This is a genomic window from Micromonospora sp. NPDC048935, assembly GCF_043197875.1.
Taxonomy (GTDB): domain Bacteria; phylum Actinomycetota; class Actinomycetes; order Mycobacteriales; family Micromonosporaceae; genus Micromonospora.
The window spans coordinates 325582-346342 of the sequence record NZ_JBICTZ010000005.1 but is presented as its reverse complement, the minus strand read 5'-3'; the positions used below and the strand labels follow the sequence as shown (position 1 = coordinate 346342).

General features: G+C 71.2%; 16 protein-coding genes and 2 pseudogenes. 11 read left to right on the top strand and 7 right to left on the bottom strand.

Annotation, left to right across the window (positions count from 1 at the left end):
- Positions 1-241: 241 nt before the first annotated feature.
- Positions 242-1846, bottom strand: coding sequence for a DivIVA domain-containing protein (locus ACGFIW_RS17230; RefSeq protein ID WP_393316096.1), 1605 nt, complete (start codon positions 1844-1846; stop codon positions 242-244).
- Between the two features lie 231 nt (positions 1847-2077).
- Positions 2078-3652 (bottom strand): FAD-dependent oxidoreductase, encoded by a 1575-nt coding sequence (locus ACGFIW_RS17225; protein WP_393316093.1) that lies wholly within the window; start codon positions 3650-3652, stop codon positions 2078-2080.
- Between the two features lie 75 nt (positions 3653-3727).
- Between ACGFIW_RS17225 and ACGFIW_RS17220 the strand changes: the two genes are divergently transcribed.
- From ACGFIW_RS17220 to ACGFIW_RS17195, 6 genes and pseudogenes are all read left to right on the top strand, one after another.
- Positions 3728-4306: a helix-turn-helix domain-containing protein gene (locus tag ACGFIW_RS17220; protein ID WP_393316090.1), complete on the top strand. Its 579-nt coding sequence runs from the start codon at positions 3728-3730 to the stop codon at positions 4304-4306.
- A 255-nt stretch (positions 4307-4561) separates the two neighbouring features.
- Positions 4562-4750, top strand: coding sequence for a hypothetical protein (locus ACGFIW_RS17215; RefSeq protein WP_393316087.1), 189 nt, complete (start codon positions 4562-4564; stop codon positions 4748-4750).
- Positions 4751-4950: 200 nt separating this feature from the next.
- Positions 4951-8085, top strand: coding sequence for an RICIN domain-containing protein (locus tag ACGFIW_RS17210; protein WP_393316083.1), 3135 nt, complete (start codon positions 4951-4953; stop codon positions 8083-8085).
- Between the two features lie 308 nt (positions 8086-8393).
- Positions 8394-8540 (top strand): annotated as a pseudogene (locus ACGFIW_RS17205) (hypothetical protein); the annotation flags it as partial.
- A 44-nt stretch (positions 8541-8584) separates the two neighbouring features.
- Complete coding sequence (locus ACGFIW_RS17200; RefSeq protein ID WP_393316501.1) at positions 8585-8932, top strand: hypothetical protein; 348 nt, start codon at positions 8585-8587, stop codon at positions 8930-8932.
- Between the two features lie 40 nt (positions 8933-8972).
- A complete protein-coding gene (locus ACGFIW_RS17195; protein WP_393316080.1) occupies positions 8973-9731 on the top strand; it encodes a VOC family protein in 759 nt (252 codons plus the stop codon).
- Here the strand turns inward: ACGFIW_RS17195 and ACGFIW_RS17190 are convergent, their stop codons facing one another.
- From ACGFIW_RS17190 to ACGFIW_RS17170, 5 genes and pseudogenes are all read right to left on the bottom strand, one after another.
- Positions 9732-10106 carry a Rieske (2Fe-2S) protein gene (locus tag ACGFIW_RS17190; protein WP_393316077.1) on the bottom strand — a complete coding sequence of 125 codons (375 nt, stop codon included), beginning with the start codon at positions 10104-10106 and terminating at the stop codon, positions 9732-9734.
- A gap of 432 nt (positions 10107-10538) precedes the next feature.
- Positions 10539-11768 carry a hypothetical protein gene (locus ACGFIW_RS17185; RefSeq protein WP_393316487.1) on the bottom strand — a complete coding sequence of 410 codons (1230 nt, stop codon included), beginning with the start codon at positions 11766-11768 and terminating at the stop codon, positions 10539-10541.
- Positions 11769-14117: 2349 nt separating this feature from the next.
- Positions 14118-15290, bottom strand: a pseudogene (locus tag ACGFIW_RS17180) (collagen-binding domain-containing protein); the annotation flags it as partial.
- 262 nt (positions 15291-15552) lie between these two features.
- A complete protein-coding gene (locus ACGFIW_RS17175; protein WP_393316074.1) occupies positions 15553-15882 on the bottom strand; it encodes a TraR/DksA family transcriptional regulator in 330 nt (109 codons plus the stop codon).
- 10 nt (positions 15883-15892) lie between these two features.
- The gene (locus tag ACGFIW_RS17170) at positions 15893-16150 is read right to left on the bottom strand and encodes a hypothetical protein (protein ID WP_393316071.1); all 258 of its coding nucleotides are present in this window, start codon (positions 16148-16150) and stop codon (positions 15893-15895) included.
- Between the two features lie 276 nt (positions 16151-16426).
- Here ACGFIW_RS17170 and ACGFIW_RS17165 point away from each other — a divergent pair, with 276 nt between their 5' ends.
- The 5 genes from ACGFIW_RS17165 to ACGFIW_RS17145 all read left to right on the top strand — a co-directional run bounded on the left by ACGFIW_RS17165 (position 16427) and on the right by ACGFIW_RS17145 (position 20713).
- Entirely contained in the window at positions 16427-17410 is a 984-nt protein-coding gene (locus ACGFIW_RS17165; RefSeq protein WP_393316068.1) for a dehydrogenase, read from the top strand.
- A 2-nt stretch (positions 17411-17412) separates the two neighbouring features.
- Positions 17413-17811: a 6-carboxytetrahydropterin synthase gene (locus ACGFIW_RS17160; RefSeq protein WP_357520820.1), complete on the top strand. Its 399-nt coding sequence runs from the start codon at positions 17413-17415 to the stop codon at positions 17809-17811.
- Positions 17811-18893: a glycosyltransferase family 4 protein gene (locus tag ACGFIW_RS17155; protein WP_393316484.1), complete on the top strand. Its 1083-nt coding sequence runs from the start codon at positions 17811-17813 to the stop codon at positions 18891-18893. The genes ACGFIW_RS17160 and ACGFIW_RS17155 overlap by 1 nt, the downstream gene beginning before the upstream one ends.
- Entirely contained in the window at positions 18890-19708 is an 819-nt protein-coding gene (locus ACGFIW_RS17150; RefSeq protein WP_393316065.1) for a class I SAM-dependent methyltransferase, read from the top strand. The genes ACGFIW_RS17155 and ACGFIW_RS17150 overlap by 4 nt, the downstream gene beginning before the upstream one ends.
- Positions 19709-19774: 66 nt before the next feature.
- The gene (locus ACGFIW_RS17145) at positions 19775-20713 is read left to right on the top strand and encodes a lysylphosphatidylglycerol synthase transmembrane domain-containing protein (protein WP_393316062.1); all 939 of its coding nucleotides are present in this window, start codon (positions 19775-19777) and stop codon (positions 20711-20713) included.
- Positions 20714-20761: the final 48 nt, after the last annotated feature.

Below are 20761 nucleotides of genomic sequence, written 5' to 3'. Positions count from 1 at the left end.
AACGAGGCCGGTGGTGGTGGGCATCGGGTCAAGGGATCATCAGTGGATGGCCTCGAAGAGCCATGCGCCTACCCAACCCGGCACCCGGTGCGGCGAGCAAGAGGGCGAGCGCCGACTCACAGGGGCGGTGGCGTCCGGGCACGCGATCTGATCGGGTCGTCGCCGTCGCGGGTTGGCACCCATACCCGGGTCGTCGTCCCGGGCCCGTGCGCTCCGGGCCCGGAACGACAGGTGGCCGTGATCAGTGCCGGGCCGCGCCGTTCTCGCTGACCGGCTGGCCGAAGGCCAGGAACGGCACGGGCGTCGGGGCGTCCGGCCGGGTGAAGATCCGCTCGGGCTCCTGGATGTGCCCGTCCGGGGCGGCCGTCCGGTCGGTGGACGCGGCCACCGGCTCGTCCACAGTGGTCGGCTCGTCGACGCGTTCACGATCGGTTGGCTCGGCACCGGACCGGTCGGCCCTCGGCTGATCAGTAACGGACTGCTCGTCGCCGGACTGGTCGGCGTCGGCCCGCCCCTGACCGGTCCGGTCGACGGCGGGCCGGTCAACGCTCGGCCGGTCGATGCCGGACCGGGTGCCCACCATCGGGTACTCGGCGGTCTCCGGACCACCGGCTGCCGCCGCCATGACCGCGGCGGCGGCGAGGTCGGCGACCCGCTTGGCCTCCCGCTGCACCCGGGCGCGTACCTCCTTGGCGTGCCGTTCGGCGGAGTCCCCGGCACGGCGGGCCTCCTCCAGGCGGGCGCTCTCGGCGGTGAGGTCCCGGCGGACCTCGCCGAGCCGCTGCTGCATCCGCGCCAGCTCGTCCTCCAGCGTCTCGCCCTCCTGCTGGATCTCGGCGAGCTGCTGGCGGGCGGTGTCCAGCTCGGCGTGCAGCTCCCCGGCCTCCTGCCGGCGTTCGGCGATCTCCTGCTGAAGGGCGGTGAGCTGCTCCTGGTGCGTGGCGGCCTGCTCGTCGGCCCGGTTACGCAACTCGGTCACGTGCTGCTGGGCCTCGGCCAGCAGCGCGGCGATCTGCTGCTCGGTGGCGCTGCGCTGCTCGGCGAGCTCCTGTTCGGCGGCGGCCTGCTGCTCGGCGATGTCCTGCTCGGCGGCCGTGCGCCGCTCGTTGACCTCCCGCTCCACGCTGGCCTGCCACTGGGCCATCTCCTGCTGGTTCTTGGCGCGGGCCGACTGGAGCTCCTGCTGGATCTGGGTACGGGCCGACTTCATCAGCGCGTCGGCGGCGACCCGGGTCTGGTTGAGCTGTTGGGCGCTCTGCTCGGTGATCCGTTTCGCCTCGTGCTGCGCGCGCTCGTGTGCGGCCTCACCGTCGGCGCGCAACTGCTCGGCGTGCTCGCGGATCGCGGTCAACTCGGCCTCGGCCAGGGTGCGCCGCTCCTCGTGCGCCTGCTCCTGTTCGGAACGCCGGGTCGCCAACTCCTCGGACAGGTCCTGCCGTGCCTGCGCGGCCCGCTCACGGGTGTCGGCGAGGATCCGCTCCGACTCGCTGCGCAGCTCGTTCGCCCGGTCGGTGGCCGACTCGATGATCATGGCAGCCTGCTTGTCGGCGAGCGTCATGATCTCGGCGACCATCGGGCCCAGGTCGTGGATCGAGGCACGGTCCACCTGCACGGGTTGCTCCCGCATCTCGGCCAGCTCGGCGCGCAACCGCTGCACCTCGGCGGTCAGCTCACGGACCCGGACCGCGGAGCGCCCGTGCTCGCCGCTCAGCATCGCGATCTGACCGTCGAGCTGCTCCAGGTGCCGATCCACCTGGCGTTTGTCATAGCCGCGCAGGGCGAGCTCGAAGCTCGGCCGGGAGGCCGCATCGTCGCGTGCTGCGTGCGGCTCAGCGCCGATGGACATGCACCATCCTCCGTACGATCGGGGGCGTGCGGGTCGGCGGTCGCCTGCCCCGCGGGCCGTCAGTGTGGCGCAACGCTACCGCCGAGCCGATGGCATGCGAAGTCCCGCCCCACCACGTCTCGCAGAGGCCCCCTGTCCCGCGTCGATGATGGAGTTGTGGTGGGTGACATAGGTCGTGGACCACCACCATTCCGGCACCACAACTCCATGATCGACGAGGATCGGGCCGGGCTAGCGGCGGCGGGCCAGTAGGACGGCGTCGTGCAGGGTTATCTGCTCGCCGTCCGGGCTGGTGGCCGGGCGGGGGCGGGCCTCGGCGGCCAACACCTCCCAGTCGGACGGGTTCAGGGTGGCGGCCACGTCCTGCGCGGTGAACATCATGTCCGGCATGTGCATCCGGCGCGCCGACGTCCACAGGTCCGACGGGTGGTGCCCGACGATCAGCAGGACGCCACCGGGTGCCACCGCCTCGGCCAGCCGGGCGAACAACTCGCCCCGCTGCACCGGGGGCAGGTGCATGAACTGCGCGGACACCAGGTCGTACGCCTGCTCGGCGGGCGGCTTGTCGCGCAGGTCGGCGTGGGTGAACTCGATCCGGTCGCCGACGCCGACGGTGTCGGCGTGCGCGCTGGCTCGGCTCAACGCGGTGGTGGAGATGTCCACAGCCGTCACCCGCCAGCCGCGCTCGGCCAACCACACCGCGTCGGCGCCCTCACCGCTGCCCACGTCCAGCGCGCGCCCCGGGGCCAGGTCCGCGACCTCGGCGACAAGTTGTGGGTTCGGCTGGCCACTCCACACCGCGGGCCTGGACCGGTAGCGCTCCTCCCACGCCGGCTCCTCGAACGCGGTGGCCACCACCTGCCGGTACGCGGCCACCGCCGCGCGGGTGTCCTCCGCGATGAGATCGGCGTTGATCGCCGCGCCGGCGGTCAGACCGGCAGCGGCGGACGTGATGACCTGACCGCGGATGTCGGCGACGTTGCCGGCCACCCAGACACCCGGCACACTCGTCGCCCCGGTGGCGTCGGCCGGGATCTGCGCACCGATCACGTGCTCACCCATCGTCACCTCCTGCGGAGCGAGGCCCAGCCCCACCAGCAGACCGGCGCGGGGCGTCAGCCGCGTCCCGACCACGACCGCGTCCAGTGCGACCACCCGCCCGTCGGCGAGCCGTACGCCGGTCAGCACGTCGTCGGTCACCTCCACCGCGGCGATCGGACCCGGCACCACCGCGATGCTGCGGGCGGCGAGCCGCTCGGCGGCCTCCGCATCCGGTGCCGGAGCGTCGTGCAGCAGGAGCAGCACCTCGGAACTCCACTGCCGCCACATCTCGGCCTGGTGCACGGCCAGCGGCCCGGTCGCCAGCACCCCGATCCGCTGGTCCCGGACCTCCCAACCGTGGCAGTACGGGCAGTGCAGCACGTCGCGCCCCCACCGCTGGGCCAGCCCGGGCACGTCGGGCAGCTCGTCGGTCAGCCCGGTCGCCACCAGCAGTCGACGGGCCCGCACCGGAGTGCTGTCGTCGAGGTCGAGCCGGAACCCGTCGTCGTCGCGGGTCACGGCCCGTACCAGCCCGGCGCGGAACTGCCCGCCGTACCCGGCGACCTCGGCCCTCCCGGCCGCGAACAGCTCGCCCGGCGGCGTCCCCTCGCGTCCCAGGTAGTTGTGCACGTGGCCGGCGGGCGCGTTGCGCGGCTCGCCGGCGTCGATCACCAGCACCGACCGTCGCGCCCGGCTCAGCGCCAGGGCCCCGCTGAGCCCCGCTGCACCGCCGCCCACCACCACCACGTCGTATGTCTCGTCCACCGGTTCCCCCTCTTACCTTGTCGGTTGAGCCCACCATCCGTCGTCGCCGGCAGAGTGACAACTATTCTTGCTGTTATGGCAAACGAGGACACCGCCGCGCTGACGGCCGTCGGCCCGCGGCTGCGCGCCCTGCGCCACCAGCGAGGGACCACGCTGGCCCAGCTCGCCGACCTGACCGGCATCTCCGTGAGCACCCTGTCCCGGCTGGAGTCCGGCAGTCGCCGGCCCACCCTGGAACTGCTGCTCCCGCTGGCGAGGGCCTATCAGGTGGCGTTGGACGAGCTGGTGGACGCGCCGGCCACCGGCGACCCCCGGGTACGCCCCAAGCCGATCGTCATCCACGGCGTCACGTTCCTGCCGCTGACCCGCCGACCGGGTGGCCTGCGGGCGTTCAAACAGATCTTCCCGCCGGATCCCACGGCCGGGGAGCGGACCCCGCAGACCCACGAGGGGTACGAGTGGCTCTACGTGCTCTCCGGCCGGTTACGCCTGCTGCTCGGCGACCGCGACCTGACCCTGGCCCCGGGCGAGGTGGCCGAGTTCGACACCCGCGTTCCGCACCTCGTCCTCAACCCCGGGCCCGGCGTCGCCGAGGCTCTCAGCCTCTTCGGCCCGCAGGGGGAGCGGCTGCACGTCCGGGCCCGACCGGCCTGATCAACACCGATCGGTGCAATCGGGGCATCCGGGCTGCCAGGACCCCCGACGTCAGCGATCTCGTGCCGATCAGCAGGGGATCTCAGGCTTCTTGCAAGGTTTGTCCAAGACCCCTGACACACGCTTCTGACGCGGGGCACGCCGGGTGACGCAGAAGCGGGACGTCTGCGGCACCCGGGGGTGCCGGGTGACGAGCACCCACATCCGACTCCCACCGGGGAGGCCGGACGACCGCATCGTCGCAGGGGGTTGGACATGACCGCAGAGACCGCGTGGATCTCGCCCGACGAGCTGATGGTCGGCCATGCCGGCGGCGGCTCCACGTTGTGGAGTGGCTGGCGCAGCGCCGCCGTCGACCAGATTGTGGGGACAGCCGGCCTGACTGCCGGATGTTCGAGTCTGATCTTTTTTGAACGTCTCGGTCCGGTTCCTGGCATCTCTTGATCCGGATGGTATACATATAGATCGATGCGATCAGACGTATCACCTCTGGACACCGCAGGCCGGCGAGTCCGAGGCGTCGCCTGCCACACCTTGACCGGTTGACTGGAGATCTCATGACCAGCCCTCGATCCGCTCCGCCTCGGCAGACTCCGGGAGTAGCCAGCCCGCGCCGTGCCCGGGTCAGGCCCACCGCGCTGAGCATGCTGTCGGTCGTAGCGCTTGCCCTGACGTACGTGGTAGCCATGCCGGTCGCATCCACGCCAGTGGGCCTCACCGTGGAAGCAGCCGCCACCTACGTCAAACTGGGCAACCGGACCACCGGCAAGTTCATCGACGGCATGGGCCGGACCACCAACGGCGCCGCGGTCGGCCAGTATGCCTCGTCGTCGAGCGACAACCAGCAGTGGATGATCGATGCCGTCGGCGACTACGTCCGGATCAAGAATCGGGCCACCGGCCTGTACCTGGACGGGATGGGCCGCACGACGGGCGGATCCATCTGCGGGCAGTGGAGTGACAGCGGCAGCACCAACCAGCAGTGGACCCGGGAGGACTCCGGCGGCTACGTCAAGTTCAGGAACCGGGCCAACGGGCTGTACCTGGATGGCGGGGGCAGCACGTCCGACGGCGCCAACCTCGTCCAGTACGCGAACAGCGGCAGCACCAACCAGCAGTGGATCGTCACTGACGTGTCGACTCCGGGATCGGGCACGATCACGGTGGACGGCAACAACATCCGCGCCGGCAACGTCAACGGCCTGACGTTCAAGGGCTTCGGTGCGCTCAGCGCCAACAGCACCAGCGAGTTGCTGATGGACTACAAGGCCCAGAGCCCGACCGCGTACGCGCAGCTGCTGCGGGTCCTCTTCGGTGGGGAGAGTCCGGTCTTCACCAACGTGAAGATCGAGATGGGCAACGACCGCAACAACTCCACCGGACCGGACCCCTCGACCATGCGTTGGGAGTCCGAGACCCCCAACGTCGAGCGTGCGCAGGGCTTCCAACTCGCGGCCGACGCGAAGAAGGTCAACCCGAACGTCAAGGTGACCCTGCTGCGCTGGAACTCCCCCGGCTGGGTGAACAGCAACGACAAGGTCTACACCTGGTTCAAGAAGACCATCCTGAGCGCGTACCGGACCTACGGGTTCATGGTCGACTACGTCAACCCGGGTCTCAACGAGCGCGGGGCGGACCTGAACTGGACCAAGACCTATGCCAACCGGGTCAGGACCGACAGTGCCGACTTCGCCAACTCGACAGAGCGATCCCGGTACAACCAGCTCAAGGTCGTCATCTCCGACGAGGTCGGTGTCGGGTCGTTCGGCGGCAGCATGATCAGCGACGCCGGCCTGCGTGACGTGGTGGCGGCGGCCGGCTACCACTACAGCCCCGACGACGACAGCGCCGGCAACTTCAAGCGCCTGGCGATGGACTACGACAAGGAGATCTGGAACAGCGAAGCACAGGCGACCTTCGGCAATTCCGCCTTCCGCCCCAACAACAACATGCGGTCCCCGTCGGTGGTCGGAACCGGCATCGGCGGCACCAACAGTGCGCTGGAAATGGGAAACACCATCATCAAGGGGTTCGTCAACTCGCGCCGGACCAACTTCATCTACCAACCGGCCATCGGGTCCTTCTACGAGGGTGGGCAATACTCCTACAAGGAGGTCGTCAGCGCCCGTGATCCCTGGTCGGGCTGGCTGCACTACGACGCCGCCATCGACGTGCTGCGGCACTTCAGCTGGTTCGCCAAGACCGGCTGGGAGAACTCCAGCAACACGGCCGGTATCTGGCGCGCCGTCCCCGAATCCAGCTATACCGGAGCGACCGGGACGAACCCGGTGGTCGGACGCAACGGCACGCCCAGCTATCTCACGCTCGCCGCGCCCGACAGGCGCAACTTCTCCACGGTCTTCATGAACGACAGCGAGTACACCCAGTCGTACCGCCTCCAGCCGGTGAACATGGCCTACTCCGGCGCTCCGGCCCTACAGGTGTGGGAAACCCGCGCGGCCGACCCCGGCCAGGCGTTCAACGCCAACTACCTGAAGCACCTCGGCAGCGTCCCGGCCGATACCGGCGGGGTGTACACCGTGACGGTCAGGCCGAACTCGGTCGTCACCGTGACGACGCTGGCCAACCACACCAAGCCCGAGTACCTGGAACCCCTGCCGGTCGAGGGCCAGCGCACCGTGCTGGACACCGACATCTCCGGCGACGTGCAGAGCACCAGCGACAACATCCTCTACGCCGACGGCTTCGACTACTCCGGCAAGACGGTCCCGGTGATCGGCAGTGGCGGCACCATCACGGGCACGGAGGACTTCATCACTTCGCGTGGCGGCGCCAAGAGCGTCATCCCGCGCTACGCCAGCGACCGCAACGGTGCCTTCGAGGCGTACCAGCCGGACGGATCGACCAATTACGTGCTGCGCCAGCAGCTGGACGGCCCGAGCCAGGGCCTGGGCGGTGCGTGGAACGGGGGGGACGCGGTCACCAGGATCGGTGACAGCCGGTGGCTCAACTACAAGGCCAGTGTCGACGTCTCCTTCGAGAACAGCAGCACCCAGAACGGCGCCAACCACGCCCGACTGGGCATCCGCGAGCAGCACGGTGACAACGGTGCGCCGTACTCGGTGCGGTTCACCTTCGACGGGGGCTGGCAGTTGCTGGTCAACAACAGCGCGGTCGCCAGCGGCAACGTGGTCAGCGGCGCCGGTGGCGTGCGGATCAGTGGGTTCAACACCGCGCACAACGCGTGGCACAACATCGCGCTGAAGGGCGTCGGAAGCACGGTGACCGCCTACCTCGACGGCGTCACACTGGCCACCTACACCGACCCGAATCCCAAGCTGTCCGGCCGGATCACGCTGGGCAGCGGCTACTACTTCACCCGGTTTGACAACCTCCGGGTGGAGACGGTCGACGGAAGCCCAGCGTACTACTCCGAGGTGCTGGACAACCTGGAGATGTCCGACCTGGCCAACCCGCCCGCCAGGAAGCTGGTGTACGGCGGTTCCTGGGCGCACGAAAACGGTAAGGGTATGTACAACGTTCAGCGGAGCCTGTCCACCAGCCAGGGAAGCGGCTCGACGCTGACCTACACGTTCGCCGGCACCGGCCTGGACATCATCGGGCCGAACAACGGCTCGGCCGTCCTGCAGGTCACGGTGGACGGTACGGTGGTCAACTCCGCAGCGCGCACGCTCGCCTCTCCCGAGTTCTATCAGACGTACGCCCTGCGCAACCTCGGCGCCGGCACGCACACCGTGGAGATCATGGTGCGCAGCGGCAGCCTCGTCGTGGATGCCGTCGGGGCCGTCCGGCCGTGATGCCGGTCGCGCCGGACGGCCACCACCACAACCGCCTGCACCCGCCAGTCGAAGAAACTGCGGACGCCCGCACTCGGCTCAAGTGACGTTGGAGTACTGGTACTCCAGCCGCACCTGGTGGAGTTGGAGTCTTCGCTGGTAGTGGGCTGTTTTGGCGCGGTGCTGGTGTCGGCGTCGCCATCGCGACCATCGATGGACGTGGTCGAAGGGTCGGATGGTGGTGATCAGGTGTGCCAGGAGAGGTCGGACCTCGCCGAGGGTGAGCGGAATGAGGTCGTCCTGGTCGGGTTCGGTGCCCCCTTTTTGGCGTGGGTGGCGGTGACGGCGAGGTAGGCGTGGGCGCACAGAACCCACATCCCGGTGTTCCAGTGCAACCAAGTGGACGCTACCGGTTGCTCGCCTGGTCGTTCGGTGGTCTGGTCGCCCATGCGCTCGCGGTCCAGCTGGAGCGGGACGGGCAGCGGGTGGAGCTGCTGGCCGTGCCGGCTGCGTGGCGCCGGTGGCCGAGCCGGCCGACGCCACGCAGCCGGAGGACGACACGCGCGCGCAAGCTCTCGCGGACGAGATCGGCGACGCCAGCCTGTCGGCGGAGACGGTCGCCCGCATATCCGCCACGGTCGAGCACAGCGGCCGGTTGCGTGACCGCTTCACTCCCGACCGGTTCGGCGGCGACCTGCTGCTGTGCACGGCCGGACCGAAGGCACTGGCCGACGAGTCGACTCCTTACGTCGGCGGCCGCATCACGACCCATGAGATCGCCACCACCCATTTCCGGATAATGCGCCCCTCGGCGCTGACTCAGATCGGGCCGGTCCTGGCTGCCGCGCTCGCCGGCGCCAACCGGTAGGTGTCGATGACCGAATGCCCGCTTTCCCTAGAATCGGGGCATGGCTCTGCGACCGGCTCATGTGAACATCAAGGCAGTCGATCCCGTCGCGGTCGGCGAGTTCTGGGCTCAGGCGCTCGGCTGGAACGCGTTCCACCCCGGCGTCACCACGTACGTCGGGCCGCGAGCCGAGTTCGTCTGGCCGGACCCGGACTTCCTGGGCATCGACATCGTCCCGGTCCCCGAGCCGAAGACAGCGACAACGAACCGCATGCGTCTCGAACTCGCCAGCAGCTCGCCCGGACACCGGGCCGAGCTGCTGGCCCGGTTGGAGAGGCTTGGCGCGAAACCCGCCGGCGCCGATCGGCTCGGCGCGTCCTGCGCCCTGCTGGCCGATCCGGAGGGCAACGAGTTCTGCGTACCAGGACCGCAGGAGACCGGCCGGGACACCGGCCCCATTTCCGCGGTGGTCATGGACTGCACCGACCCGCCCGCCATGGCTCGCTTCTGGGGCGCGGCGATCGACTGGCCCGTGGTTGCCGTCACCGGCGAGCGGGCCATCCTGCGGTCCGGCCGCGGCACCGGACCGGACCTCACCTTCGTCCGCGTCCCCGGCACCACGCCTACACTCGACCGGCTGCACCTCGACCTGCGGCCCGACACCGGCGACGACCAGGCCGCCCAGGCCGTTCGCCTGCGCGCGCTCGGTGCCGCCGATCTCGACGTGGGCCAGGGCGGCGACGTCTCCTGGATCTGCCTGACCGACCCTGACGGACATGAGCTCTGCGTCCTCGCCGCTCCCGGGGGCGAGTCCGGCTGATCAGCAGCTCGGCCGGTTTGCCGTCCGGGCGGTTGACACACAGGCCGTTCGGCCGAAACGCCGGCGGTGCACCGGGCACTCCAGCGCGTCGCCCACCAGGCGTGCCCCGACCATGCTGAACGGCTTGTGCGGGCAGAGGGCGTCCATCGCAACGGGATGGCGCGAGCGGGTGCGCCACAGCAGCAGAGTCCGTGACTCGCCGAGGTGGACCGCCTGCCTGGCCACCGGTGTCCGGCCGATCTGCCCGCTCGCCGCCAAGCGGGTCCAGTCCGCCGCCTGCAACTGGTGCGCCCGGTCGGCGGCGCGGGACCGTTCGCCGGGTTCCAGCCAGGGAAGACCGGCCAGGTTTCTGAGCACCTCGGCCATCGGCGTCATCGCGACCGCCCCCGCATCGGCAGCGGGAAGCGGCTGCCATCGGCTCGGCGCCGGTCAGTGGCGCGCGGGCGGCGTACCCAAATCGGGGTTGTGTGGTCGCGACCCGCCGCAACGACGACATGATCACCACCAGCCTGGGAACTGCCCGCGCGACCAGCTCATCGCGAACCTTCCTGCTCGGGCGTGGCGTCGGCTGTCCGCCGGGGCTGGTGCGCACGGGCCTCGGGAGTATTGGTGGGCGCGGGTGCCGGTGCGAATCTGCTGGCAGCCCGGCCGCGCCATTGGCTGCTCGCCCGAGGCAGCATGACCACCGGAGATATCGCCTACCAGGGCCTGTTTCATAAGAACTGGCCGGCCTGCGGCGGGCCCGGACGCCTTGCCGGATCGCCGCCCGGACTCCGCCTCGGCTCGACCGCCCTTGTGAGACAGTCCCTACGCGCGGGTCCTCCGCTGCCGGACGATCATCAGCAACGTGGCACCGAGGAACACCGCCAGCAGGCCGGCGGTCATCCAGCCCCCGATCGGGAACGACCCGCCGGTCACCGGGAGCTTGCCCTTCACCGGGATGGTGATGGTGGACTCGGGGGAGACCGGTGCCGGACCGTCCGGCGGGGTGCCGGTCGCGGTCGCCGTGTTGCGCACCGACCCGTGGTGGTAGTCGGCCTTGCTGATGGTGTAGGTCGCCGAGCAGGTGACGGCCGCGCCCGCCGCCAGGGTCACCGCCCCGTTGGGTGTCCGGTCCGGGCCGCAGGTGATCGGGCCGAGGTTGGTGGGCGCGGCCGGCGCGGTGAGGGTGTCGGTGACCGTCACGTCGGTCAGGGCCACCTGCCCGGTGTTGGTGACCACGAACTGGAACGGCACCTGCTGGCCCGGCCGACCGATCTTGTCGGTGCTGCTGGACTTCACCACGGTGATCGCCGCACCCCGGGTGGCCGTGACCTCGGCGGTGGCCGGATCGGAGCGTACCGGTCCCGGTGGTTCCTGCCCGGGGATGGTCGGCGGCGTGCCGGCGGCGACGGCGGTGTTGGTGATCCGGCCGGCCGCGATGTCGGCCGCCGTGACGGTGTAGGTCGACGTGCAGGTGGTGCTCGCCCCCGCCGTCAGCGTGACGCTGCCGCTGGCCACCGGCGGCGTGCCGCAGGTGATCGCCCCGGGCGTGCCGGTGCCGGAGAACTCGGTCTCGTCGACCGTCACCGCGCTGAGCGAGGTGTTGCCGGTGTTGGTCACCACGAACTGGTACGTGACGGTGTCACCGGCCACGGACACCACGCTGGGGGTGACCGTCTTGGTGATGGCGATCTCCGGGTGCGGGATCGGAATGTCCAGCGACGACGGCGGGGAGACCGGCGGCGACCCGATCGGTGGGGTGCCGGTGGCGGTGGCGACGTTGATCAGCGCCGTGCCGGTGAAGTCCTCCGCGGTCACCGTGTAGGTCGCCCGGCACTGGATGGAGGCACCCGGGGCCAGGGTCACCGCGCCGTTCGGGGTGTTTTGCGGACCGCAGGTGATCGGCCCGAGCACGGCGCGTTCGGACGGCGGCAGCACGGTGTCGTTGACTGTCACACCGGTGAGCGTGAGGCCACCGGTGTTGACGACCAGGAAGGTGAACGGCACCTGCTGCCCGACCGCGGTGATCGCCACGGTCGTGGACGACTTGATCACCTCGATGTCGGCGACGAGCCCCGCCTCGGGGATGGTCAGCGTCGAGGGCGGCGAGTTCACCGGTGTCCCCCCGCCCGGCGGCGTTCCGTGTGCGGTGGCGGTGTCGGTGACCCCGCCGTTGTCGAGGTCGGCCTGCGTGACCGTATACGTGGCGGTGCAGCCGGTGGCCTCGCCGGGGGCGAGTGTGGTCGTCGTGCAGGTGATCGGCCCGAGGTCGGCGTTCGACGACGGTGGTGCCTGCACGTCTGTGACGTTGACGGTGGTCAGGGTCAGGCCGCCGGTGTTGACGACGTGGAACTGGTAGGGCACCTGCTGCCCGACCGCGCCGATCGTGACGGTCTCGGAGACCTTGATCACCGAGATCGCGGCGACCAGTCCGTTCTCCGGGATCGTCAGTGTGGACGGTGGCGAGTCGATGGGTGTGTCACTGCCCGGCGGGTTGCCGTGCGCGGTGGCGACGTCAACGACCGCGTTGTTGTCCAGGTCGGCCTGGGTGACGGTGTAGGTGGCGGTGCAGGCGGTCGCCGCGCCGGGTGCGAGCGTGGTCTGCGGGCAGGTGATCGGGCCGAGGTTCGCGTTCGACGAGGGTGGCGTCTGCGCGTCGGTGACGGTGACGTTTGTCAGCGTGACGCCCCCGTTGTTGACCACGAGGAACTGGTAGGGCACCTGCTGCCCGACTGTCGTGATCGACGTGGTGGTGGACGACTTGACCACCGAGATTGACGGGGTGACGTCGGCTGCCGGAATGGTCAGCACGGACTGGTCCGAGTCGACCGGCTCCTCCGTACCCGTGGGGGTGCCGTGCGCGGTGGCGATGTCGGTCACCTCGTCGTGGTCGAGGTCGGCCTGGGTGACCGTGTAGGTGGCGGTGCACACGGTGGTCTCACCGGGGGCGAGGGTGGTCTGCGGGCAGTTGATCGGCCCGAGGTTCGCGTTGGACGACGGCGGGTCCTGCACGTCGGTGACGTTGACGTTGGTCAGGGTGATGCCGCCGGTGTTGGCCACCAGGAACCGGTAGGGCACCTGCTGACCCACCGCGCTGATGGTCGCGGCGGTGGACGACTTCACCAGCGCGATCGCCGGCGAGACCACGTCGCCCGGGATCGTCAACGTCGACGGCGGCGACTGCACGGGTGGGCGACCGCCGGGTGGGGTGCCCTGCGCGGTCGCGGTGTCGCGTACCGAGCCGAAGTCCAGGTCGGCCTGGGTGACCGTGTACGTGGCGGTGCAGGTGGTCTGCACGCCGGGGGCGAGGGTGGTGACGGGGCAGGTGATCGGGCCGAGGTTGGCGTTCGACGAGGGCGGGCTCTGCACGTCGGTGACGCCGACGTTGGTCAGGGTGAACCCACCCGTGTTGACCACCTGGAACGAGTACGGCACCTGCTGCCCGACGGTGGTGATCGTGGTGGTCGTGGACGTCTTCACCACCGCGATCGAGGGGACCAGGCCGGTCTCCGGCAGGGTCAGCGTCGAGGGCGGCGAGTCCACGGGCGTGCCGCCGCCGGGCGGGGTGCCGTGGGCGACGGCGGTGTTGGTGACGCCGTCGTTGTCGAGGTCGGCCTGGGTGACGGTGTAGGTCGCGGTGCACCCGGTCCGCTCGCCGGGGGCGAGGGTGGTGACGGGGCAGGTGATCGGGCCGAGGTTGGCGTTCGACGACGGCGGCGCCTGGACGTCCGTGACGTTGATGTTGGTCAGCGTGAGCCCGCCGGTGTTGACCACGTGGAACGAGTACGGCACCTGCTGCCCGACCGTGGTGATCGACGCGGCGGTGGAGGTCTTCGTCACCGCGATCGACGGGGTCAGCCCCGCCTCGGGAATGGTCAGTGTCGACGGTGGCGAGGTGACCGGCGTGCCGCTGGGCGGCGTGCCCCGCGCGGTGGCGGTGTCGGTGACCGCGTTGTTGTCGAGGTCGGCCTGGGTGACGGTGTAGGTGGCGGTGCAGGTGGTCGTCTGGCCGGGCGCGAGGGTGGTCACCGGGCAGGTGATCGGGCCGAGGTTCGCGTTCGAGGACGGCGGTGCCTGCACGTCGGTGATGCCGACGTTGGTCAGGGTCAGACCGCCGGTGTTGGCGACCAGGTAGTGGTAGGGCACCTGCTGACCCACCGAGCTGATCGACGCGGTCGTGGACGACTTCACCACGCTGACGGAGGCGGTGAGCCCCTGCGCCGGGAGGGTCAGGGTGCTCGGATCGGAGACGACAGGTGGACCGGTGGGTGGGTTGCCCTGTGCGGTGGCGACGTTGGTGACGCCGTTGTTGTCGAGGTCGGCCTGGGTGACGGTGTAGGTGGCCGTGCAGGTGGTCTGCGCGCCGGGAGCGAGGGTGGTGACCGGGCAGGTGATCGGGCCCAGGTTGGCGTTCGACGACGGCGGTGTCTGCGTGTCGGTGACCGAGATGGTGGTGAGCGGGACGCCGCCGGTGTTGACCACCTGGAACGAGTACGGGACCTGCTGACCGACGCTGGTGATCACCGTGGTGGTCGACGACTTGATCAGGTCGATGTTCGCCGGTGTGCCGCCCGCGCAGGCGAGCGTGGTGCTGAACGGGAAGTAGTGGATCTCGCCGCCGCGGTGGTCCAGCGTACGGGTGATGACGCTGCCCTCGGTGTTGCTGGCCGAGAGGTCGGTGAGGCTGGCGTTGGGGGCGTAGATGGTGCCCTCGACAGTGGCCGCGCCCGGGGTGAGGGTGAGCGCGGTGGCGGTCGGGAAGTTGAACAGGATGTAGCGCGCCTGCGGGCCGCCGATGCCGGAGAAGTTCGGGGCGGTCCAGGCGAAGTCGTTGCCGACGCCGCTGGTGTCCACGTTGACCAGCAGCGGGGTGTCCGTGGTGGGCTGGCTCGCGAAGGTCAGTGTCTGGATGTTGTTCAGATCGCTCGCGCTGAGGTTGAGCACGTTTGTCACACCGGGGGTCAGGGTGACCACGGCGTTGCTGCCCGCCGGGATGGGCCGGGGCAGTACGTCACCGTTCGGCGTACGCAGCACCACCGTGTTGTCGCAGGTGGCCAGCCCGGCGGTGGTGTCGCGGAAGCTCGCGAAGGCACCGGCGAAGTTGATCGGGGAGGCGGGTCCGACGCTGGCGACCGGCTGCCGGGTGACCAGCTCGACCCGGGGGGAGGCGTCGTAGTTGTCCGACGGCAGGATCCGGGTGTTGACCTGGGCGCCGTTGTTGTCGGTGTCCCGGACGAACGTGTCGGTCAGGTTGCCGACCTTGGCGTACCCGCTGTTGAGCACCTGGAGCCGGCTGCCGCCGACGCTGCCGGCGAAGTTCACCCGTCCACCCACGACCAGGGCTGTCGGGTTGGCGTCGCCCGGCACGACGAACGAACCGGAGGTCGCCCCGGCCAGCTGGTAGGTGCCGAAGGTGAGGTCGCCACCGACGGCGAGGGTGCCCTCGTTCTCGGCGCTGAACACACCGGCGTCGCCTTCGGTCATCACCCCGAAGCTCAGCGCCTCGGCGACGGGGTTGACCGGCCCGATGGCCTCGGCCGCGACAAGTCGCTGGTTCGGCGGGGGTTCGGCCGGCATCGGGGCCAGCAGACCGTTGATCGCGAGCACGCCCGCCACGGCGACCATGGCCGCCGCCTGTGACCTGCGCCTACCCCACCACGAAATCCTCATCACGCCCCCGTTGGTTCGAATGTGCCAGGGGAGCGTATAGGGGCAAAAAAGCATTTGATGGGCTTTTGTCCGTTTAGCGGGGCTGACTGGCCGCAGGCGAGATCGGGCCGCGCGGGCCGGACCGGTTCACCTCCGGCTCGGCCCGCACGCGTTCGCACCAGCCCAGGTGTCAGCCCTTGTGCTTCTCCTGGCACGGCACGCAGAAGCGGACATGCGGGAGGACTTCGAGGCGTTCGGCCGGGATGCTCTTGCGGCACCTCTCGCAGGCGCCGTAGGTACCATCTGCGATCCGGCCCAGCGCGCCGGTGATCTGCTCGAGGTGGCGGCGGGTGACCACCAGCAGAGCGGCCTGGTTGTGGGCCTCGCCCGGGTCGCCGGTGTCCGCGTTGAGTTCGGTCAGTTCCCGTAGCCGAGCCGTCTGCGTCGCGAACTCGTCCGCCAGGGACGCTCGTAGATCAGCCAACCAGCCGTGCTCGACAGCGCGTTGATCGATGCTCATGGTCTGCCCTTCAGAAGAACGAGGAAAAAGAAAAAGGGCCGAAGCTTGAGTAGCTTCGCCCTGCGGTCGTTTCGGGATGCAACGATTCCGCGGGAGGGCCTCGGCCGGTGCGCGCCAGGCTCGACGCCCCGCGCGTGGGCACGATGTACAGGGCGCCGACGACCGGCACTCCCATGCAGGCCTTGCCGAGCGGAACCGTCACGACGCGGGCAGCACTGCCAGCCGTCACGTCAGTGACGGCTGGCGAGCGGAAGGTCACCCACGGCATGCCCCCACCATAGGGCGGCGGATGCCCTAAAGCCAACGTCCCTTGATCCATGATCGACGCATCGGGACAGGCGACGGCACCCCGGGCGGGATCGGACTTCTGAGCACGCTCGAGGCACGAGACCGGTGACGCGTCACCAGCACGGCGAGCAGCGTCCTCGGCCGATCACCGGAGAACGTCGAACTGTGGACGCGGTACCTCCGTGTTTATGATCGACGACCCCGACCGGGGACGGCCGCGCTGTTCGGCCGGGAGTAAGAGGTGAGGTGCGCGACGGTGATCCGCGAGGCGTACGCCTGCTGGGTGCGCGAGCCCGGCACGGCGGAGATCCGGCCGGTGTCGCTACCGACGCCGGGCCCCGACGAGGTGCTGGTCCGGGCCCGCTACTCCGGGGTCAGCCGGGGCACCGAGACACTTGTCTTCGCCGGCCAGGTGCCCCCCGACCAGTACGCGGCGATGCGCGCGCCGTTCCAGGAGGGTGACTTCCCGGGCCCGGTCAAGTACGGCTACCTCAGCGTCGGCGAGGTCGAGCAGGGCCCGCCGGAGCTGCTCGGGCGCACCGTCTTCTGCCTGCACCCGCACCAGAGCGCGTACGTCGTGCCGGCCACCGCCGTGGTGCCCGTACCGGACGGGGTGCCGCCCGCCCGCGCGGTGCTCGCCGGCACGGTGGAGACCGCGATCAACGCGCTGTGGGACGCCGCGCCGCTGGTCGGCGACCGGGTCACCGTGATCGGCGCGGGCATGGTGGGCTGCTGCGTCGCCGCCCTGCTCGCCCGGTTCCCCGGCGTGCAGGTCGAGTTGGTGGACGTCGATTCCCGCCGGGCGGGGGTGGCCGGCGCGCTCGGCGTCGGGTTCGCCCAGCCGGCCGACGCCAGCGGCGACCGGGACCTGGTCGTGCACGCCAGCGCCACCGGCGCCGGCCTGCAACGCGCACTGGACCTGCTCGCCCCGGAGGGCACGGTCATCGAGCTGAGCTGGTACGGGGACCGCCCGGTGCAGGTGTCGCTGGGCGGGGCGTTCCACTCCGGTCGACTCACCGTACGCAGCAGTCAGGTCGGCATGGTCGCTCCCGCCCGGCGGGGCCGGCGCAGCTACCGCGACCGGCTGGCGCTCGCCCTGGACCTGCTCGACGACCCGGCCTTCGACGCGCTGATCACCGGCGCGTCCCGGTTCGCGGAACTGCCCGACGTGCTCGCCAGACTGAGCACGGGTGACCTGCCCGCGCTCTGCCACCTCATCACCTACGACGACGGGGAGTGACAGTGTTCAGCGTGACAGTTCGGGATCACATGATGATCGCCCACAGTTTCCGGGGCGACGTGTTCGGCCCGGCCCAACGCCTGCACGGGGCGACGTTCGTGGTGGACGCGACGTTCCGCCGTGCCGACCTGGACGCCGACGGCATCGTCGTCGACATCGGTCTGGCCACCGAGCAGCTGCGGGCCGTGCTGGGCGAGCTGACCTACCGCAACCTCGACGACGAGCCGGCCTTCGCCGGGGTGAACACCACCACCGAGGTGCTGGCCCGCACCGTCGCCGACCGGCTGGCCGAGCGCGTGCACGCCGGTGACCTGGGCGCGGGTGCCCGTGAGCTGGCGGGAATCACCGTCACCCTGCACGAGTCGCACGTCGCCTGGGCCAGCTACGAGCGGGCACTGTGATCGAAGCGGGCCGGGCGGCGCCCACCGCCGGCTCGGGTAGCACCGGCCCTGCGGTGCACGTCGTCCTGCCCGGCGACATCGACGACCCGGCCACACCCAGTGGCGGCAACACCTACGACCGGCGCGTCTGCGCGGGCCTCGGCGAGCGTGGCTGGGCGGTGCACGAGCACGCGGTGCCCGGGGCCTGGCCGAGCCCCGAGCCGGCCGACCGGGCGGCACTGGCCGGGGTGCTGGCCGCCGCTCCGGACGACGCCGTGGTGCTGCTCGACGGTCTGCTCGCCTCGACCGTGCCGGACCTGCTCGCCCCGCACGCCGGCCGGCTGCGCCTGGTCGTCCTCGTGCACATGCCGGTGGACGACGAGGCGGAGGGCCGGGCGCTGGCCGCCGCGCGGGCCGTCGTCACCACGAGCGAGTGGACCCGCCGCCACCTGCTGCTGCGCCACCCGCTGCGCCCCGACCGGATCCGGGTCGCGCCGCCGGGCGTGACCGCCGCTCCGCTGGCACCCCCCGGCTCGACCGCCGGGAACCGGCTGCTCTGCGTGGCCGCGGTCACCCGCCACAAGGGACACGACGTGCTCGTCGACGCGTTGACCGTGCTGCCCGAGGTGCCCTGGAAACTTGTCTGCGCCGGCACCCTGACCCGGGAGCCCGAGCTGGTGCACCGGCTACGCGACAGGCTCGTCGGCGCGGGGCTCGCCGACCGGGTGCGGCTGGCCGGCCCGCTGACCGGTGCGGCGCTCGACTCCGCGTACGCCGCCGCCGACCTGCTGGTGCTGCCATCGAGAGCGGAGACGTACGGCATGGTCGTCACCGAGGCGCTGGCCCGCGGCCTGCCGGTGCTGGCCACCGAGGTGGGTGGCCTACCCGAGGCGCTCGGCCGCAGCGCCGACGGCGACCTGCCGGGGCTGCTGGTCCCACCGGACGACCCGGCCGCGCTGGCCGGCGCGCTGAGCTGGTGGTGGGGCGACGACGTGCTGCGGGCCCGGCTGCGGCGGGCGGCGCTCGCCCGGCGCGACACCCTGACCGACTGGACGGTGACCGCCGCGTCGCTGGCCACCGTGCTGGAGGAGGTGGCGCGATGACCGTCGAGGAGACGCTGCCGTTCGCCGACTGGCTGCGGCTGCGGGAGCCGGCCGACGCGGCGGCGCGGGCCGAGGACCTGGTGGACGCCGTCCGCCCCCGGCTCACCGGTGCCGCCCCGACTGTGGTCCACGACCTGGGCAGCGGCACCGGCTCGATGAGCCGCTGGCTGGCCACCCGCCTGCGCGGCCCGCAGCACTGGGTGCTGCACGACCGCGACGCCGACCTGCTCGCCCGCGCCGCCGAGGGCATGACCGGTGTCACCGCCGCCGACGGCGCCCCGGTCACCGTGGACGTGCGCCACGGCGACCTCACCCGGCTCAGCGCCGCCGACCTGGCCGACGCCTCCCTGGTCACCGCGTCCGCGCTGCTGGACATGCTCACCGCCGAGGAGATCGAACGGGTGGTGGCCGCCTGCGTCGGTCGGCCCACCCTGTTCGCCGTCTCGGTGACCGGACGGGTCCGACTCGACCCGGCCGACCCGCTGGACGCCACAGTCGAGGCCGCCTTCAACGACCACCAGCGGCGTACCGTCGACGGCCGACGACTGCTCGGCCCGGACGCCGTCGCCGCCACCGCCGCCGCGTTCGCCCGACACGGTGTCGACGTGCGGGAACGGACCAGCCCGTGGCACCTCGGCCCGGAGCAGGCCGACCTGGCCGCCGAGTGGTTCCGGGGTTGGCTGGGCGCGGCCTGCGCGCAGCGTCCCGACCTGACCGGCCCGGCGCAGGCGTACGCCGAGCGTCGGCTGGCCGAGGCGGCGGCTGGCCGGCTCACCGTGCTTGTCGAGCACAGTGACCTCCTCGCGGGTGGATGAACCGTTCACTGCCTGGGTACGTGGACTAGGGCAAGTGGACGATCTTCAAGGGGAGGGCCGGCGCCGATGTTCTGGGCCTGGGCACGAGTGGTCGGCGGGGTGGGGCTGCTCGCCGTCCTGTTGTGGCAGGTGGGCACCGGCCCGTTCCTCGCCGGGGTGCGGCTGATCGACGCGCCCGCGTTGGTCGCGGCGCTGTCCATCGGAGTGCTCACCACCGTCTGCGCGGCGTGGCGGTGGAGTCTCGTCGCCGGTGGCCTGGGCGTGCGGCTGCCGCTGGCGACCGCCGTGGCGCACTGCTACCGGGCGGTCTTCCTCAACGCCACCCTGCCCGGCGGGGTGCTCGGCGACGTGCACCGGGCGGTCCGCCACGGCCGGGACGCCGGTGACGTCAGCCGGGGCATCCGCGCGGTCGTCTGGGAACGTACCGCCGGGCAGGTGGTGCTTGTCGGCGTCGCGCTTGTGGTGCTCGCGGTCTTCCCGTCGCCGGTGCGGCCGTATCTGCCGCTCGCCGCCGCCTTGCTGGTCGGCAGCGGGCTGGTCGCCGTGCTGCTGGCCCGGGCCGTGCCACATTCCGGCCCGTCGCGCTGGGCGCGGGCGCTGCGCACCGCCGTGGTGGACGTGCGGTCCGGGCTGCTGGCCCGGCGCACCTGGCTGGGCGTGCTGATCGCCTCCGCGGTGATGGTCGCCGGTCACCTGGCCACCTTCCTGGTGGCGGCCCGCACCGCCGGATCGGACGCCCCGCTGGCACGGCTGCTGCCGTTGACGCTGCTCGCCCTGCTCGCCATGGGGCTGCCGCTGAACGTCGCCGGCTTCGGCCCCCGGGAGGGGGTGGCGGCCTGGGTGTTCGGCGCGGCCGGCCTCAGCGCGGCCGAGGGCGTCGCCACCGCCACCGTCTACGGTGCACTGATCCTCGTCGCCAGCCTGCCCGGAGCCGCGGTGCTGCTGGTGCGACGGAACCGAACCCCGGTCGCCGCCCGGGAAGCCGCCCCCGATGGCGGCTGTTGAGTCGGTGGTGAGGAACACGCGTCGCCGCGCGTCGGTGGCGCCGGACAG

Coding starts and splice junctions, on each gene's coding strand:
- ACGFIW_RS17230 (WP_393316096.1), bottom strand. CDS start 1,846: ATGTCCATCGGCGCTGAGCCGCACGCAGCACGCGACGATGCGGCCTCC.
- ACGFIW_RS17220 (WP_393316090.1), top strand. CDS start 3,728: ATGGCAAACGAGGACACCGCCGCGCTGACGGCCGTCGGCCCGCGGCTG.
- ACGFIW_RS17215 (WP_393316087.1), top strand. CDS start 4,562: ATGACCGCAGAGACCGCGTGGATCTCGCCCGACGAGCTGATGGTCGGC.
- ACGFIW_RS17210 (WP_393316083.1), top strand. CDS start 4,951: ATGCTGTCGGTCGTAGCGCTTGCCCTGACGTACGTGGTAGCCATGCCG.
- ACGFIW_RS17195 (WP_393316080.1), top strand. CDS start 8,973: ATGGCTCTGCGACCGGCTCATGTGAACATCAAGGCAGTCGATCCCGTC.
- ACGFIW_RS17190 (WP_393316077.1), bottom strand. CDS start 10,106: ATGACGCCGATGGCCGAGGTGCTCAGAAACCTGGCCGGTCTTCCCTGG.
- ACGFIW_RS17175 (WP_393316074.1), bottom strand. CDS start 15,882: ATGAGCATCGATCAACGCGCTGTCGAGCACGGCTGGTTGGCTGATCTA.
- ACGFIW_RS17170 (WP_393316071.1), bottom strand. CDS start 16,150: ATGCCGTGGGTGACCTTCCGCTCGCCAGCCGTCACTGACGTGACGGCT.
- ACGFIW_RS17150 (WP_393316065.1), top strand. CDS start 18,890: ATGACCGTCGAGGAGACGCTGCCGTTCGCCGACTGGCTGCGGCTGCGG.
- ACGFIW_RS17145 (WP_393316062.1), top strand. CDS start 19,775: ATGTTCTGGGCCTGGGCACGAGTGGTCGGCGGGGTGGGGCTGCTCGCC.